10 protein-coding genes are annotated in these 16,867 nt (G+C 72.7%); 3 read left to right on the top strand and 7 right to left on the bottom strand.

The genetic code is table 11. From position 1 onward, the window contains the following. Positions 1–90 precede the first annotated feature (90 nt). From C3489_RS31450 to C3489_RS31440, 3 genes are all read right to left on the bottom strand, one after another. Positions 91–1,455, bottom strand: a complete 1,365-nt coding sequence (locus tag C3489_RS31450) for an FAD-dependent oxidoreductase (RefSeq protein ID WP_103785509.1) — start codon at positions 1,453–1,455, stop codon at positions 91–93. 151 nt (positions 1,456–1,606) lie between these two features. Next, positions 1,607–4,411: a SpoIIE family protein phosphatase gene (locus tag C3489_RS31445; RefSeq protein ID WP_181139921.1), complete on the bottom strand. Its 2,805-nt coding sequence runs from the start codon at positions 4,409–4,411 to the stop codon at positions 1,607–1,609. Positions 4,412–4,618: 207 nt separating this feature from the next. Then, on the bottom strand, positions 4,619–7,135 hold the full coding sequence (locus tag C3489_RS31440) for a SpoIIE family protein phosphatase (protein ID WP_103785507.1): 2,517 nt from the start codon (positions 7,133–7,135) through the stop codon (positions 4,619–4,621). Between the two features lie 265 nt (positions 7,136–7,400). Here C3489_RS31440 and proP point away from each other — a divergent pair, with 265 nt between their 5' ends. Together proP and C3489_RS31430 are read left to right on the top strand one after the other, a co-directional pair. Further along, a complete protein-coding gene (proP, locus tag C3489_RS31435) occupies positions 7,401–8,909 on the top strand; it encodes a glycine betaine/L-proline transporter ProP (protein WP_103785506.1) in 1,509 nt (502 codons plus the stop codon). 138 nt (positions 8,910–9,047) lie between these two features. After that, on the top strand, positions 9,048–9,893 hold the full coding sequence (locus C3489_RS31430) for a DUF72 domain-containing protein (protein ID WP_103785505.1): 846 nt from the start codon (positions 9,048–9,050) through the stop codon (positions 9,891–9,893). Positions 9,894–9,953: 60 nt separating this feature from the next. Here the strand turns inward: C3489_RS31430 and C3489_RS31425 are convergent, their stop codons facing one another. From C3489_RS31425 to C3489_RS31410, 4 genes are read right to left on the bottom strand one after another with little or no spacing between them, the layout of a single operon-like run. Beyond that, on the bottom strand, positions 9,954–11,336 hold the full coding sequence (locus tag C3489_RS31425; RefSeq protein WP_103785504.1) for a GH1 family beta-glucosidase: 1,383 nt from the start codon (positions 11,334–11,336) through the stop codon (positions 9,954–9,956). A 17-nt stretch (positions 11,337–11,353) separates the two neighbouring features. Next, positions 11,354–12,187: a carbohydrate ABC transporter permease gene (locus tag C3489_RS31420; RefSeq protein ID WP_103785503.1), complete on the bottom strand. Its 834-nt coding sequence runs from the start codon at positions 12,185–12,187 to the stop codon at positions 11,354–11,356. 6 nt (positions 12,188–12,193) lie between these two features. Continuing rightward, entirely contained in the window at positions 12,194–13,141 is a 948-nt protein-coding gene (locus C3489_RS31415) for a carbohydrate ABC transporter permease (protein ID WP_103785502.1), read from the bottom strand. Positions 13,142–13,153: 12 nt separating this feature from the next. Further along, a complete protein-coding gene (locus tag C3489_RS31410) occupies positions 13,154–14,371 on the bottom strand; it encodes a sugar ABC transporter substrate-binding protein (RefSeq protein ID WP_103785501.1) in 1,218 nt (405 codons plus the stop codon). Between the two features lie 224 nt (positions 14,372–14,595). Here C3489_RS31410 and yicI point away from each other — a divergent pair, with 224 nt between their 5' ends. Beyond that, positions 14,596–16,866, top strand: a complete 2,271-nt coding sequence (gene yicI / locus C3489_RS31405) for an alpha-xylosidase (protein ID WP_103785500.1) — start codon at positions 14,596–14,598, stop codon at positions 16,864–16,866. Position 16,867: the final 1 nt, after the last annotated feature.

Below are 16,867 nucleotides of genomic sequence, written 5' to 3'. Positions count from 1 at the left end.
CGGCCCTCGCGCGACGGCCGAGTGCGAAGCCGGCCTGCTTGCACGACGGCCGGGTGCGAAGCCGTCAGGGCTTCGCGCCCGGCCAGGGGCTCACGCGCCGCTCGCCTTGAGCATTTCCTCGCGCTCGACGATCTTCACGCGCTCGCGGCCCTCGGGCTCGCCCAGGGCCTTCTCGGCCGCGTCCAGGGCGTACCAGCCGTCCCAGGTCGTGAAGCGGACGTTGCGCTCGGCCAGGAAGGCGTCGACCGCCTCCGGGGCGGGGGAGGAGGGCGTGTGCAGACGGCCGTTGGCGTGGTCGTCCAGCAGGTTGGCCACCGTCTCGTTGGCGTCGCCCTTGGTGTGGCCGATCAGGCCGATCGGGCCGCGCCGGATCCAGCCGGTGACGTACACCGACTGCAGGTGGCTGCCGCTCTCCTCGATGACCCGACCGCCCTCGTCGGGCACCGTGCCGCTGTCCAGGTCCCAGGGCAGCTTGGGGAGCTTGTCGGAGAGGTAGCCCACCGCCCGGTAGACCGCGGAGACGTCCCAGTCGGTGAACTTGCCCGTGCCGCGCACATTGCCGGTGCCGTCCAGCTCGGTGCGCTCGGTGCGCAGGCCGACCACCTTGCCGTCCTCGCCGAGGACCTCGGTGGGCGACTCGAAGAAGTGCAGGAACAGCTTGTGCGGACGGTCGCCGGTGTCGCGGATCGCCCAGTTCTCCAGCGTCTTGGCGACCATGTCGGCCTGCTTGTTGCCGCGCCGGGTGGCGATCGAACCCTCGTCGTAGTCGATGTCCTCGGGGTCGACGATGACCTCGATGTTCGGGGAGTGGTCCAGCTCGCGCAGCTCCATCGGGCTGAACTTCGCCTGCGCCGGGCCGCGCCGGCCGAAGACGTGGATCTCCACGGCCTTGTTGGCCTTCAGCCCGTCGTAGACGTTCGGCGGTATCTCGGTGGGCAGCAGCTCGTCCGCCGTCTTGGCCAGGATGCGCGCCACGTCGAGGGCCACGTTGCCCACGCCGAGCACCGCGACCTTCTCCGCTTCGAGCGGCCAGGTGCGCGGCACGTCCGGGTGGCCGTCGTACCAGGAGACGAAGTCGGCGGCGCCGTAGGAGCCGTCGAGGTCGATGCCCGGGATCGGCAGCGCGCGGTCGGCCATGGCGCCGGTCGCGAAGATCACGCCGTCGTAGAAGGCGCGCAGGTCGTCCAGGGAGATGTCGGTCGGGTAGTCGACGTTGCCGAAGAGGCGGATCTGCGGCTTGTCCAGCACCTGGTGCAGCGCCGTGATGATGCCCTTGATCCGCGGGTGGTCGGGGGCGACGCCGTAGCGGATGAGCCCGAAGGGCGCGGGCATGCGCTCGAAGATGTCGATGGACACGCCGGGGTCGGCGGCCACCTCGGACTTCAGGAGCGCGTCGGCGGCGTAGATCCCGGCGGGGCCGGAACCGACGATGGCGACCCGCAGGGGGCGAGGCATGACGGGTTTCCCTTCGAGCGGCGAATGATCGACTCGACGGGAAGCCTAAACTAAGGGCAGCCTAAGTCGGTACGCGGGTTCGCCCTATGACCTCATAAGCGGGCCTTATGGGATCTCAAAGGCCCGCTTGATGACCTGGCCCCCCGCCGGCTCACGGCAGCGGCTGCTCCGCCCAGATGATCTTGCCTTGCTGGGTGTACCGCGTCCCCCAGCGCTCCGTCATCTGCGCCACCAGGAACAGACCGCGCCCGCCCTCGTCGGACAGCGCCGCATAGCGCAGGTGCGGCGAGGTGTTGCTGCCGTCGAAGACCTCGCAGATCAGGCTGCGGTCACGCAGCAGCCGCACCCGCACCGGGGCGCTGCCGTACCGGATCGCGTTGGTCACCAGCTCGCTGAGGATCAGCTCCGTGGTGAACTCCAGCTCCTCCAGGCCCCACTCCGCCAGCTGCCGGGTGACGAAGGCGCGCACCTCCTTCACCGCCGACGCCTCCATCGGCACCTCCCGCTCGACCACCTGGTCGGGGCCCAGCGCCCGGGTGCGCGCGACGAGCAGCGCGATGTCGTCGGCCGGGCGGGCCGGCAGCAGCGTGTCCAGCACCGCCCGGCAGGTCTCCTCCGGCGAGGAGCCCGACCCGGCCAGCGCCCCGCGCAGCAGCTCCAGACCGGAGTCGATGTCCCGGTCCCGGTCCTCCACCAGCCCGTCCGTGTACAGCACCAGCCGGCTGCCCTCCGCCAGGTCCAGCTCCACCGCCTCGAACGGCAGCCCGCCGAGCCCCAGCGGCGGCCCGGCCGGGACCTCGGCGAACTCCACGGTGCCGTCCGGCCGCACCACCGCCGGCGGCGGATGCCCGGCCCGGGCCATCGTGCAGCGCCGCGCCACCGGGTCGTACACCGCGTACAGACAGGTCGCCCCGCTGACCGGGGCGGCGGTGGTGTCCGTGGCCTCGTCCTGGTCGATCCGCGCCACCAGCTCGTCCAGCAGCGTCAGCAGCTCGTCCGGCGCCAGGTCGAGCGCGGAGAAGTTGTGCACGGCGGTGCGCAGCCGGCCCATCGTCGCCGCCGCGTGCAGCCCGTGGCCGACGACATCGCCCACCACCAGCGCCACCCGGGCGCCCGACAGCGGCAGGACGTCGAACCAGTCGCCGCCCACCCCGGCCTGCGCCGGCAGATACCGGTAGGCGATGTCCAGCGCGTCCTGCGCGGGCAGGCTGCGCGGCAGCAGGCTGCGCTGGAGCGTCACCGCCAGCCCGTGCTCGCGCGTGTAGCGGCGTGCGTTGTCGATGGCCACCGCGGCCCGGGTGACCAGCTCCTCCGCCAGGGCCACCTCGTCCGCGTCGAACGGCTCGGGCCGCTGGGAGCGCCAGAAGCTCACCACGCCCAGCACCCGGCCCCCGGCCCGCACCGGCACGGTGATCAGCGAGTGGATCCCGAACTCCACCACCTGCGCCGAACGCTCCTGGTCCTGCGCCTGCCAGCCCGCGGCCCGGGCCAGACTCGGCTCGCTGACCGCCTGGCCCGTGCGCAGACTCACCCCGTGCGGCGAGGAGTCCACGAACCGCAGCTGCCGGCCCAGCGGATACAGCGGCGCGTCCCCGCGGACCCCGCTGACCGCCGTACGGCGCAGCGCACCGCCCGGATCCGGCTCCTCCCCGGCGAGCACGGCGTCGAACAGGTCCACCGTCACGAAGTCCGCGAAGCGGGGCACGGCCAGCTCGGCCAGCTCCTTCGCCGTCCGGGTCACGTCCAGGCTGGTGCCGATGCCGACCCCGGCCGCGTACAGCAGGTCCAGCCGTTCGCGGGCCGCCTCCGCCCGGCCGGACAGGGCCCGCAGCTCGGTGGAGTCGCGCAGCGTGGCCACACTGCCGGACGGGCCGCCCTCCAGGTCGGTGGGCCGCTGGTTGATCGCCAGCAGCTTGTCGCCGACCAGGTGCACCTCGTCGGTGGCGACGCGGCCCGAGGCCAGCAGCTCGGCGGTGTCCGCCTCCAGGCCCAGGTCCAGCACATTGTGCAGCTCGGCGTCGGCGGGCAGGCCGAGAAGCCGGTGCGCCTCGTCGTTGGCCAGCAGCAGTTCACCGTCGTCGCCGACGATGAGCACGCCCTCGCGCACCGAGTGCAGCACCGCGTCGTGATGCTCGTACATGCGGGTCATCTCGCGTGGGCCCAGGCCGTGGGTCTGGCGCAGCAGCCGGCGGCTCACCAGTGCCGTGCCGCCGGTGGCCAGGGCCAGTCCGGTGCCCGCGGCGGCCAGCACCAGCGGCAGCTGGCGGTCGGCCGCGCCGCCCACGTGCGCGGTGGTGATCCCGGCCGACACCAGGCCGACCACCTTCCCGTCGGGCGCCCGCACCGGCACCACCGCCTGCACCAGCCGGCCGATCGTGCCGTTGATCTCCTCCACGACCGTGCCCCCGGCCAGCGCGGGCGCGATCGTTCCGACGAACTTCTTGCCGATGCGGTCCGGCTTGGGATGGGTGTAGCGGATGCCGTCGGTGTTCGTCACGACGATGAAGTCGACGTTCGCCCCCTTGCGGGCCGCCTCGGCGCGCGGTTGCAGGACGGCGCTGGGATCCGGGCCGCGCAGCGCCGCGCTGGTGCCGGGGGCGTTGGCGAAGGTCTCGGCGACCGCGAGAGAGCGGTTGCGGGCCTCGCTCGTGGTGTCGTTGCGCACCTGCAGCAGCAGCGCCACCACCGCGGCCACGACGAGCAGCAGCACGATGACGACGTTGAGGAAGAACACCTGTCCGGCCAGGCTGCGCCTGCCGAGCGTGGCGCGCAGCCCCGCCGGCGCCCGGCGGGTGCGCCCGGGCCCCCTGCGCCGCGCGGCGGGCGGGGCCGCCACCGGAACCGTCCGGGGGCGACGGCCGCCCGTGCGGGGCACGCCGTCATGGCCGTGCGGGGTTCGCCGGCTGCCGGGACGCCGGGTCGAGCGGGTCCCGGATCGACCCAGAAGTCGGACCATGTGCCCATGTCTACACTGCCGCGCCGTGTGAGGCGAGGGGCATCACACCCCGTCGGGTGGGCCCGCCGTGCCGTCCTGGCCCGCGGCTGGGGCGTTTCTTCAGGCCATGGGCGCCTCGGGATGCCGGGGGGCTCCGCGGCGGTCCGACGGTCACCGCCCCGTCGGACCGACGCGGCCTGAAGCCGCGGTCCGCCCGCCAGCACCGCGTCACACGTCGCCGGCGTCGCGCCCGGTGAGTGCGGCGAGGAGCAGGGCGATGTCGTCGGGGCGGTCGGCGTTCCGGGCCGTCGCGGTGAGCCGGTCGGCGACGTCCGCAAGGGAGCGGCAGCCCGGGTCCGTACCGGGTGCGCCGGCCCGGGTCAGGGCGAGACGCAGCGCCGCGATGCCGTCGTCGATGTCGAAGCCGGGCCGCTCCACCAGCCCGTCGGTGTACAGGGCCAGCACCGCGCCCGGTGCCATCCGCAGCTCCGCCACCGGGTAGCGGGCGGCCGGGTCGACGCCGAGGACGACACCGCCGGGCAGGTCCACCACGCGGGCGCGGCCGTCCGCCTCCCGCAGCAGGGGCGGCGGATGCCCGGCCCGCACCACCCGGGCCACCCCCGTGACCGGGTCCAGGCGGACATAGCAGCAGCTCGCGAACTGCCCCGGGTCGAGATCGATGAGCAGCCGGTTGGTGCCGCTCACCACCTCCTCGGGCGGCCGGTCGCTCAGCGCGAACGCCCGCACCGCGCTGCGCAGCTGCCCCATCGTGGCCGCCGCCTGCACCCCGTGCCCCTGCACGTCCCCGATCACCAGTGCCAGCCCGTCCCCGGACGGCACCACGTCGTACCAGTCGCCGCCCACGTCCATGCCCTCGGTGCCCGGCAGATACCGCCCCGCCGTCTCCACCCGAGGGTGCACGGGCAGGCCCCGGGGCAGCAGCGCCTGCTGCAGCCCGTGCGCCAGGGCGGCCTCGGTGTCGTAGCGCTGCGCCTTCTCCATCACATGGGCGATCAGCCCGGCGAGCGCGGTGAGCACCGTGCGCTCCTCGGTGCTGAAGCTGCGCGAGCGGTCGAAGCCGAGGATGCAGGAGCCGACCGGACGGCCCGAGGCGATCAGCGGCAGGAAGGCACGGGCGCCCTCGGTGGCGTCCAGCGGGATGCCCGGGTAGGCGGCCCCCAGCTGCTCCATGGAATCGAAGAACAGCGGGCGGCCCGTGGTGAGCGTCTCGACGCCCGGCAGCCGCGCGTCCAGGGCCACCCCCTCGAACGGGGTGAGGAAGCCCTCCGGGAAGCCGGTCTCCCAGGCCAGGTACAGATGCCGTTCCTGGAGCAGGTAGATGGCCAGCCGGCGGCCGCCGAACGCGGGCAGCAGCTCCTGCACCACCACCGCGGACACCTGCCGCGCCGTGACCGCCTCGGACAGCGCGATGGCCAGGGCGATCGGCCGGTACCGCAGCGCGGCGGCAGCCGTGACGCGCGGCTGCGCGCCGTCCGCGTCGGCGTCCGGCGTGTGTTCCGCCGCCGGGCCGCTGCCGACGGGCGGCCAAGGGGGCTCCGGCACCCGGCTGGCCGGGGCGACCGTGCAGGTCAGGATGTGCGCGCCGGGATGGACGGACAGGGCGAGCCAGTCGCCCTCGTACGCCTCACGCGTCTCGGACCCAGGGCGCCGGACCTGGAAGTGCACCGGCTCCTGGGTCAGCAGCGCGGCGCGCAGATGGTCCTCCAGGCCGGGCTGGTCCAGCCACGGCACGGCCTCCCACAGCGGACGGCCGAGCAGCAGGTCGCGCTCCAGGGCCAGCAGCTGCGCGGCGCGCGCGTTGGCGTAGCCGACCACCCCCAGGCGGTCCAGGCAGAACACACCCTGCGGCAGCAGGTCGGCCGCTCCGTCGGCCAGGGCGCCGGACCCCGGATCGAGGAGTACCGCGTCGACCGACGGGCGGCCCTGCGCCGACCGCGGCGCCCACAGCAGCACCAGCCGCAGCGCGCCGTCGGCGCCGCGCACCGGCAACGGTAGGGGCGGCGGCCGGCCGTGCGCCGCTTCGCGCAGCAGCGCCGGCAGTTCCGGGGCGACGGCCCGCAGCGCGTCGAGCCGTGCCGGGAACAGCGTGGCCGGCGCCCCGAGCAGGGCCCGCGCCTGGACGTCCGCGGTGAGCCGGTCGGTCACCGGATCCCAGGTCAGACAGCCGACCCTCCCGCCGGCCGGACCGGGGCCCGGTGGCCGCACGTCAAGCGGCGCCGCGTCCCAGGTGACCTCCGCGCCGGTGGCCGCGACGCGGTCCAGGTCCTCGGCGAGCCGGTCGGCGAGCGAGGTGAGCGTCTGGCGCCGCGGCACCAGCTCGGCGGCGTCCGCGACGGGCGGGCACAGCACGACCAGCACACCGAACGCACGCGAGGCGTGCACGACCGGCACGGACACGGAGCCGAACGGGAACGGCAGCCCGGCCGCGAACTGCGGATAGCGGCGCATCGTCTCGGCGGGGTTCGCCAGCACCACCGGGGCCCGCAGCCGGTGCGCGTCGGCGACCGGGAACGGCTGCTCGACGTGCAGCCCCCACCACGGCCGGAACAGGGCTCCGGGCAGCCCGGACAGCACGGCCAGCCGCAGCGTGGCGGGGTCGGGCGAGCGCAGGTACACGGCCGCGACCCGGGCGCCGGTCGCGCGGGCCGCCTGTGTCGCGGCGTCGGTCAGCAGCGCGGCCGACCACCCGGGTGGCCGCTGTCCGTCCCCGGCGCTCGCAGTCATCGCTCTACCTCGTCGGTGCGCCGCCGCGTGGGGCGACACAGCAAGAATGCGCCTCCCGAGGGGCGGCACGCATCCGGGCGACGCGATTTCCCCCGGGGCACGCGGGGTCCACCGGCCCGGCCACGCGGTCCCCGCCACGTCCATGCGGTGCGCCGGGGTCCCGTGCCACGTGACGAACCTCCCTCTGCCGCGCCGTCCGGTTTGCGCCCGCGCGAAGTGAGCAGGCGATCTTGCGGTTGTCCCCGTCCGCTCGAAAGGAGACCTCATGGCGCCCGGCGAGCCCGACACCTTTGAGGCCGCTGCCGATCGCGAGGCCGAACGCCGTCATCGCGCGCTGTTCCGTGCGGCGAGACGGCGCCGCAACCCCCCGCTGCGCCGCACCGACATCACGGTGACCGACGAGGCGGCCGTGCAGCGCGCGGTGAAGGCGGCCTCGCTCGGCAACGCCATGGAGTGGTTCGACTTCGGCATCTACAGCTATCTCGCGGTCACCCTCGGACACGTCTTCTTCCCGTCCGGGAACGACACCGTCCAGCTGCTGTCGTCGTTCGCCACCTTCGCCGTGTCCTTCCTGGTGAGGCCCCTCGGCGGCATGGTGTTCGGGCCGCTCGGCGACCGCATCGGCCGCAAGAGCGTGCTCGCCCTCACCATGATCATGATGGCGGTCGGCACCTGTGCGATCGGCCTGATCCCCTCCTACGCGGCCATCGGCTTCTGGGCACCCGTCCTGCTGATCCTCTTCCGCCTGGTCCAGGGCTTCTCCACGGGCGGCGAGTACGGCGGCGCGTCCACCTTCATCGCCGAGTACGCGCCCGACCGGCGGCGCGGCTTCTTCGGCAGCTTCCTCGAACTGGGCACCCTCGCCGGATACGTCGGCGCCGCGGGCCTGGTCACCGCGCTGACCGCGTGGCTCGGCGACCAGGGCATGCAGGACTGGGGCTGGCGGGTGCCGTTCCTGGTGGCCGGGCCGATCGGGCTGGTCGGCCTGTACCTGCGGCTGCGGCTGGACGAGACACCCGCGTTCCAGAAGCTGGAGGACGACTCCGTGCACCGCGCCTCGGAGGCGGCGTCCACCGTGGAGACCACCGCGCGGGGCGACCTGGCGAAGATCTTCCGGGAGCACTGGCGGACGCTGATCCTGTGCGTGTGCCTGGTCGGCGCGTACAACATCGCCGACTACATGCTGCTGTCGTACATGCCGACGTATCTGTCGGACGAGATGGGCTACTCCGAGACGCACGGCCTGCTGATCCTCATCGCCACCATGGTGCTGCTGATGCTGCTGATCAACCAGGTCGGCCGGCTGTCCGACCGGCTGGGCCGCAAGCCGCTGCTGATGGCCGGCATGCTCGGCTTCGCCGTGCTGTCCCTCCCGGCGTTCGGGCTGGTCGGCCAGGGCAGCCCGGTCGCGGTCGCGGCGGGCATGCTGCTGCTCGGGCTGTCCCTGGTGTGTCTGCTCGGCACGATGTCCGCCGCACTGCCCGCGCTCTTCCCCACGCAGGTGCGCTACGGCTCCCTGTCCGTCGGCTACAACCTCTCCGCCTCCCTGTTCGGCGGCACGACCCCGCTCGTCGTCACGGCCCTGATCTCGGCCACCGGAAGCGATCTGATGCCCGCGTACTACGCCATGGCCGCGGCCCTCGTCGGTGTCGCCGCCGTGGCCTGCATGAAGGAGACGGCCCGCCGTCCCCTCGACGGGTCGCCGCCGTCGGTCGAAACCCCGGAGGAGGCGGCCCGGTTGGTGGAGGCCCAGGCGCCCTCGCCGCGCTTCTGACGGCCCAGGCACCCTCGCCGCGCTTCTGACGGGCCGGGCGCCCAGGCCGTTCTCCGACGGGACGCCATGTGACGTTCGGTCACGGGGCAGTTCCGCAACCGCCCCATAGGAAGACGGCGTTGGGGTAACCGGCCCGTCATGGGCGACATCCTCGTGGGCACCTGCTCGTGGACCGACCGGGCACTCGTCGGCAGCGGCTGGTACCCGGCCGGTCGGCGGGACCCGGAGGGGCGGCTGCGGTACTACGCCGAGCGGTTCCCGGTCGTCGAGGTCGACGCGACCTACTACGCGCTGCCCTCCGTACGCAACAGCCGCCTGTGGGCGGAGCGGACGCCCGATGGTTTCCTCTTCGACGTGAAGGCGTTCTCCCTGCTGACCGGGCACCCCACCAGGCCCGGCACCCTGCCGGACGGTCTGCCCGCCGACAGCCGGGACGCGAAGGTGCTGGACGAGGTGTGGTCCCGCTTCGCCGGCGCGCTCGAACCGCTGCGCGCGGCCGGCCGCCTGGGCGCCGTGCTGTTCCAGTTCCCGCCCTGGCTGCGCCCCGGCGCCCGGGCCGAGGAGATCCTCGGCGAGCACGCCGCACGGACCGCCGGCTGGCCCGTCGCCGTCGAGTTCCGCCACCCGCAGTGGTGGAGCGGTGAACGGTACGACGACACGCACGCCTTGCTGCGGCGGTACGGCTTCGCCGCGGTCGGCGTGGACATGGCCCAGGGACTGCCGGCGTCCGTGCCGCCCGTCGTCCCGGTCACCTCACCCGGGCTGTCCGTCGTCCGCTTCCACGGCCGCAGCCCCGCCTGGGGGACCGGCAGCAAGGAGGACCGCTTCCGGCACCGGTACACGGACGCGGAGCTGAAGCAGTGGGTGCCGCGCCTGCGGGCCTCGGCGGAGGCGGCGGACCGGCTCCACGTGCTGTTCAACAACTGCTGCGGCCCGGCCGCCGTGCACGCCGCCGAACGGATGCGGGCCCTGCTCGGCGTCTGAACGCCGCGGCCCGCTCCACCCGCCGCATGACGGCAGCGGCCCGCTCCGTCCGGCCCCCGCTCAGTCCCGCTGCGAGGCGATGAAGTCCCGGTACCAGCGGTAGCTGTCCTTCGGCGTCCGCCGCTGCGTGTCGTAGTCGACGCGCACGATGCCGAACCGCTTGCCGTAGCCGTACGCCCACTCGAAGTTGTCCAGCAGGGACCACACGTAGTAGCCGCGTACGTCCACGCCCGCGTCGATCGCCGCCCGCAGCGCGCGCAGGTGGTCGCGCAGGTAGGCGACCCGGTCGGCGTCGTGCACCGCGCCGTCGGCGCTCACCTCGTCGTGCTCGGCGGAGCCGTTCTCGGTGATGTGCACCGGCGGCAGCGCGCCGCCGTACCGCTGCCGGAGGTCCACCAGCAGGTCGGTGAAGGTGTCCGGGGCGACCGGCCAGTCCATCGCGGTGTGCCGCACGCCCTCCAGCCGGACCTCCGCGTACCGGTTGTCCGTCGCCACCCGGCGGGCCGGGTCGGCCTCCCGGTGCGGTGCGTCGGCGACCACGATCGGCCGGTAGTAGTTGACGCCGAGGAAGTCCAGGGGCTGTCCGATCAGCTCCAGGTCACCCTCGCGCCGGAAGTCCTGACCGGTGATCAACTCGCCCCAGGTCTCCTCCTCGCTCACCGGGTAGCGGCCCGCGAACAGCGGCTCGGTCCATACCAGGTTGTGCTGGGTGTCGGCGCGGCGCACCGCCGCCCGGTCTGCGGGGGAGTCGGGGGAGGCCGGCAGGTTGCGGTCGAGGTTGAGCGTGATGCCCACCTCGCGCACCCCGGCCGCGCGCAGCGCGCTCACCGCGAGCCCGTGGCCGACCAGCAGGTGGTGGGCGGCGGCCAGCGCGCCGCGGCCCTCGCGGGCGCCGGGTGCGTGGCGGCCGACCGAGTAGCCGAGGAAGGCGCTGCACCACGGCTCGTTGAGGGTGATCCAGCGCGGCACCCGGTCGCCGAGCCGCTCGGCGACGGCGGCCGTGTACGCGGCGAAGCGCTCCGCGGTCTCCCGCACCCGCCAGCCGCCGCCGTCCTCCAGCGCCTGCGGCAGGTCCCAGTGGTAGAGGGTGGCGGCGGGCTCGATCCCGGCCGCGAGCAATTCGTCCACCAGCCGGTCGTAGAAGTCCAGGCCCTTGGCGTTCACCGGGCCCGAGCCGTCTGGGACGACCCTCGGCCAGGCGATCGAGAAGCGGTAGGAGTCCACCCCCAGCTCGCGCAGCAGCGCCACGTCCTCCCGGTAGCGGTGGTAGTGGTCGCAGGCGACGTCGCCGGTGTCGCCGTTCGCGACGAGGCCGGGCGTGTGGCTGTAGGTGTCCCAGATCGAGGGGCCCCGGCCGTCCTCGTAGGCGGCGCCCTCGATCTGGTACGAGGCGGTCGCGGCGCCGAAGACGAAGCCGGGCGGGAAACGCGGGAAGTCGGTCATGGGTGCGGCCTTCGCAGTCATTTGACGGAACCGCCGGTGATCCCGGCGGCGATGTACTTCTGGGCGAGGACGAGCAGGACCGCGGCGGGCACCGCGGACAGCACCGAGGCGGCCATCACCGAGCCCCAGTCGCCGACGTGCGCGCCGATGTACTGGTAGATGCCGAGCGTGACCGGCTTGACGTCGTCGGTGGTGTTCAGGGTGAGCGCGAACATGAAGTCGCTCCAGGAGAACAGGAACGCGAACAGCCCCGAGGTGATGAGCGCGTTGCGGCTCATCGGCAGCACCACCTGGACGAACGTGCGCAGCCGGCCGGCCCCGTCCATCTGCGCGGCCTCCATGACCTCACCGGGCAGGGAGACCATGAACGAGCGCATCAGCACGATCGAGAAGGGGATGCCGAGCGAGGCGTCGGCGAGCATCAGGCCGAGGTAGGAGTTGACCAGGCCCAGGTCGACATAGGTGCTGTACAGCGCGTTGGCGATGACGATGCCCGGCACCATCTGCGTGATCAGCGTGCCGAACACGAGGGTGCGGGTGCCGCGCAGCCGGAACCGCGCCAGCCCGTAGGCGGCGGGGGCGGCGACGGCCAGACAGATCACCACCGCGCCCAGGGACACCACCAGGGACGTCAGCAGATTCCCGCCCTGGTCGCCGAGCGCCTTCGAGAACCCGGACAGGTCCAGGCCGTGCGGCACGGGATCGACTTCCAGCAGGCCGGCTTGCGGCTGCAGCGCGGTGTTGACCATCCAGTACAGCGGGAACAGCATCACGCACAGCACGAGCACACCGGCCGCGGTGGAACCCCAGCGGCGTTTGTCGGCACGCGGCTTCACAGTCCGGTCGGCCATCACCGGTCACTTCCCCTCGGTGCGGTTGGCCCGCAGGTAGAACACCGCGAACACGGCGGAGATCAGGATCAGTACGTTGCCGACCACCGCGCCCGCACCGAAGTCCAGCTGGACGAAGGAGTTCTGGTAGGTGAGCGTGCCCAGGGTCTGCGTGGCGTCGGCGGGACCGCCGTCGGTCAGGGCGAGGATCAGGTCGAGGATCTTGACCGTCGACATGAACCCCAGGACCAGCACGACGGTGACGACGGGCTTGAGCATCGGCAGGGTGACGGACCGGAACGTCCGCCATGCCGACGCGCCGTCAAGAGAAGCGGCCTCGTACAGCTCCTGCGGGATCTCCTGCAGACCGCCGTACAGAATGACCATGTTGAACGGGATGCCGATCCAGATGTTGACGACGATGACCGACAACAGGGCCATATGTGGACTGGTCAACCACGGAGTGTGACCGTCGAGGCCGATCGTGTCCAAGAAGGTGTTCAACACACCCGTGTCCTGGTCCAGGATGCGCCGCCACACGATGCCGGACACCACCATGGGCACCAGCCACGGCAGCAGGATCAGTGAGCGCAGCACACCGCCCAGCGGGAAACGCCGGCTGAAGAACACCGCGAGGCCGAGGCCGATGCAGAACTGCCCGAGCAGCGATCCGGCCGTGAAGACGAGCGTGTGCCACAGCGCCTTGCCGAACAGGGCGTCCCGGAAGACGTTCGACCAGTTGTCGGTGCCGTTGAAGGGCGCCTCGCCGGTGAAGAACGTCTTCGGCGTGTAGTGCTGGAAGCTCATCACGACGTTGCGCACGAGCGGGTAGCCGAAGAACAGCAGCATGAAGACGACGGCGGGGGCGACGAACCCCCACCGCGCGAGCCGGCGCCGCAGCCCGCGCGGACCCGGCGTGCCGGCCTGCGGACGGGCCGCCGAGCGCGCCGGGGCGGTGACGGTGGACGTGGTCATGGGTCGCGTACCTCAGTTCCCGCTCGTGGCCCGCTGCTGGGCGCGCTTGAGGGCCGACTCGCTGGACTGCCCGGTCAGGGCGGACTGGAAGGCGCTCTGCAGGGCGAGCGACACGCTCGGCCAGCCGGCGCCGAGCTTCGCGGTCCGGGAGCGGGCCTGGGCGACCTGGTCGGCGAGCGCGTCCAGCTCCGGCACCCGGGTGCGCCACACGGCGGCGGCCCTGGCGTTGGCCGGCACCATCCAGCTGTTGAGGGCGTAGGTGAGCTGCTCCTGCTCACTGGACAGGCAGGCGACGATGCGCCCGGCCGTCTTCTCCCGGGCGCTGTCCCCGGTGTTCGGCACGGTCAGCACCGCACCGCCGAGGGGACCGACGGACTTGTCGCCGGCCTTCGGCACCGGTATCCGTGCGATGCCCCAGTGCAGCGACTTCTTGGTGTTGAGCGTCTCGACCTGCCACGGACCGTTGATCATCATCGCCGCGTTCCTGGCCATGAACTGGTCGTTGACGTCCGCCTGCGTCCAGCCGACCGTCGACTTCGACAGCGAGCCGTCCTTCAGCAGCGTCTTCCAGAAGTCCAGCGCCTGCACGACCCGCGGCCCGTCGAGCCGGGTCTCGTCGCCGCCGTTGGACCACATGAACGGGGTGAACTGGAAGACGCCGTCCTCCGCGCCGCCCGCGCTCAGGGCCACGCCGTAGCGCTTGCCCCGGGTGAGCTTCCTCGCCGTCGTGCGCAGCTCCTCCCAGGTGGTGGGCACCTTCAGACCGGCGCCCGCGAGCGCGTCCTTGTCGTAGAACAGCGCGAGCGTGTTCACCGAGCGGGCCGCGCCGTAGTAGGTGCCCCGGTAGGAGCCGAAGTTGACGATGCCCTGCGGGACGCCGTCGGTGCTGAGCCCGAGGGTGCGCAGGTCGACCAGTCCGCCGGCCTCGGCGAAGGTCGGCATCTCGGAGGCGTCGAACTGCACGATGTCCGGCAGCGACTTCGAGGACGCCATGCGCAGCGCCTTGGTCATCACCTGCGCGGCCGGGACGCTCTGCTGCTTGATCGTGACGCCGAGCCGCTCGCCGCAGCGGGCCATCGCCTGGGCGTCCCAGCGGTGGTACGACTCGTCGGTCGAGGAGTTCAAAACGGTGTAGACACCGCTGTCGCGCAGCTGGCCGCATCCGGTCAGGGCCGTTCCGGCGAGCAGGGCAAGCGCTGCGGCGAGCGATTTGTTGAAGCGCTTCGACATAGGCTGGACCTTGCTGTCGTCCGCCCGGCCAGCTCGCCGGACGAGTTTGTTTGCTGCGATGACTAATACGGCAATCCATGCTCCGGCGCCAGACCCTGTTACGTGTCCGTCCGCTCACCGTCCGAGGTGAGACCCCCGCTTTCCCCGCGTTTTGGGTACGATCCAAACCCTCGGGCGACGCTTCGCGCGGGCCCGCCGACCTCCCCCTCCCCCTGAGGAAGACCATGAAGTTCACCGACGGCTTCTGGCGCATCCGTGACGGCGTCCGCATCGGGTATGCCACAGAGGTGCGCGACGTGCGCGTCCAATCGAAGCGCTTCACCGCCTATGCCGCCGTGCAGAAGGTGACGCGGAGAGGGGACACGCTCAACGCGCCGCTCCTCACGGTCGACTGCTTCTCACCGGCCGAGGGCGTCATCGGCGTACGCGTCACCCATCACGCGGGCCGGCGCGACCCGGGCCCCCACTTCGCGCTCGCCGCGGACCCCGACGGCGTGGGGGAGGTGCGCCGCGACGGCACGGTCACCGAGCTGACCAGCGGCCCGCTCACGCTGCGCCTGGACCGGTCGGCCGGCTGCGCCCTGAGCTTCCACGACGCGGGCGGTCGCGAGCTGACCCGGGCCGGCCGCAAGGGCACCGCCTTCGCCACCACCGGCGACGGCGCCCATCACGTCCTGGCCCAGCTCTCCCTGGGGGTGGGCGAGCAGATCTACGGCCTCGGCGAGCGCTTCACCCCGTTCGTGAAGAACGGCCAGAGCGTGGACATCTGGCAGGCCGACGGCGGCACCAGCAGCGAACAGGCGTACAAGAACATCCCGTTCTACCTCTCCTCGCGCGGCTACGGCGTGTTCGTCGACCACCCCGGCGCGGTCTCCTTCGAGGTCGGCTCCGAGTCCGTCGGGCAGGTGCAGTTCAGCGTCGAGGACCAGACGATCCAGTACTACGTCGTCGCCGGCCCCACCCCGGCGGACGTCCTCACCCGCTACACCGCCCTCACCGGCCGCCCCGCCCTGCCACCCGCCTGGTCCTTCGGGCTGTGGCTGACCACGTCCTTCACCACCGACTACGACGAGGCGACGGTGATGTCCTTCGTCGACGGCATGGCCGAGCGCGGCATCCCGCTGTCGGTGTTCCACTTCGACTGCTTCTGGATGCGCGAGTACCAGTGGTGCGACTTCGAGTGGGACCCGGAGGTCTTCCCCGACCCGGAGGGCATGCTGACCCGGCTGAAGGCCAAGGGGCTGAAGGTCAGCGCCTGGATCAACCCCTACATCGCGCAGAAGTCCCCGCTGTTCGACGAGGCCGCCGCCCTCGGCCACCTGCTCCGCCGCCCGAACGGCGACGTGTGGCAGTGGGACCTGTGGCAGGCCGGCATGGGCCTGGTCGACTTCACCAGCCCCGACGCCCGCGCCTGGTTCCAGGGCAAGCTCAAGGCGCTGCTCGACCAGGGCGTGGACTGCTTCAAGACCGACTTCGGCGAGCGCGTCCCCACCGACGTCGTCTGGCACGACGGTTCCGACCCGCAGCGGATGCACAACTACTACACCCACCTGTACAACCGGACCGTCTTCGAGCTGCTGGAGAAGGAGCGGGGCCAGGGCGAGGCCGTGCTCTTCGCCCGCTCGGCGACCGCCGGCGGCCAGCAGTACCCGGTGCACTGGGGCGGCGACTGCTGGTCCTCCTTCGAGGCCATGGCGGAGTCGCTGCGCGGCGGCCTGTCCCTGTCGCTGAGCGGGTTCGGCTTCTGGAGCCACGACATCGGCGGCTTCGAGGGCACCCCGGACCCGGCCGTCTTCAAGCGCTGGCTGGCCTTCGGGCTGCTCTCCTCGCACAGCCGCCTGCACGGCTCCGACTCCTACCGGGTGCCGTGGGACTTCGGCGAGGAGGCGGTCGAGGTGACCCGGCGGTTCACCCTGCTCAAGCACCGCCTGATGCCGTACCTGTACGGCGCCGCCGCCGAGGCGCACCGCACCGGCGTCCCGGTGATGCGCCCGATGGTCCTGCAGTACCCGCACGACCCGGCGTGCCGCACGCTGGACCGCCAGTACATGCTCGGGCCGGACCTGCTGGTCGCCCCGGTCTTCACCGAGGACGGCGAGGTGGAGGTGTACCTGCCCGAGGGCACCTGGACCCACCTGCTGACCGGCGAGCGCGCCACGGGCCCGGCCTGGCGCACCGAGCGCCACGGCTACGACAGCCTTCCGCTGTACGTCCGTGAGGGCGCCGTCCTGCCGCTCGCCTCCGACGACAGCAGGCCCGACGGCGACTGGCTGGACACGCCGACGCTCCTCGTCCACCCCCCGGCCGACCCGGCGTACCGGGCCGAGGTCACCGTGCCCGACCTGACCGGCACCCCGGCGGCCACGTTCGCCGTACGCCGCGGCGGCGACGAGCTGCGCGTCACCGCGCACGGCACGGACCGCCCGTTCACGGTGCGGGTGGCGGGCGGCGCGAGCGCGACCGGCGCCGGGGAGGTGACCGTGACGCTGGGCTGAG

It is taken from the genome of Streptomyces sp. Ru71 (assembly GCF_002920535.1).
Classification (GTDB): Bacteria; Actinomycetota; Actinomycetes; order Streptomycetales; family Streptomycetaceae; genus Streptomyces.
Note: the sequence above shows the minus strand (reverse complement) of the source record. Positions and strands in the feature narration are given on the sequence as shown.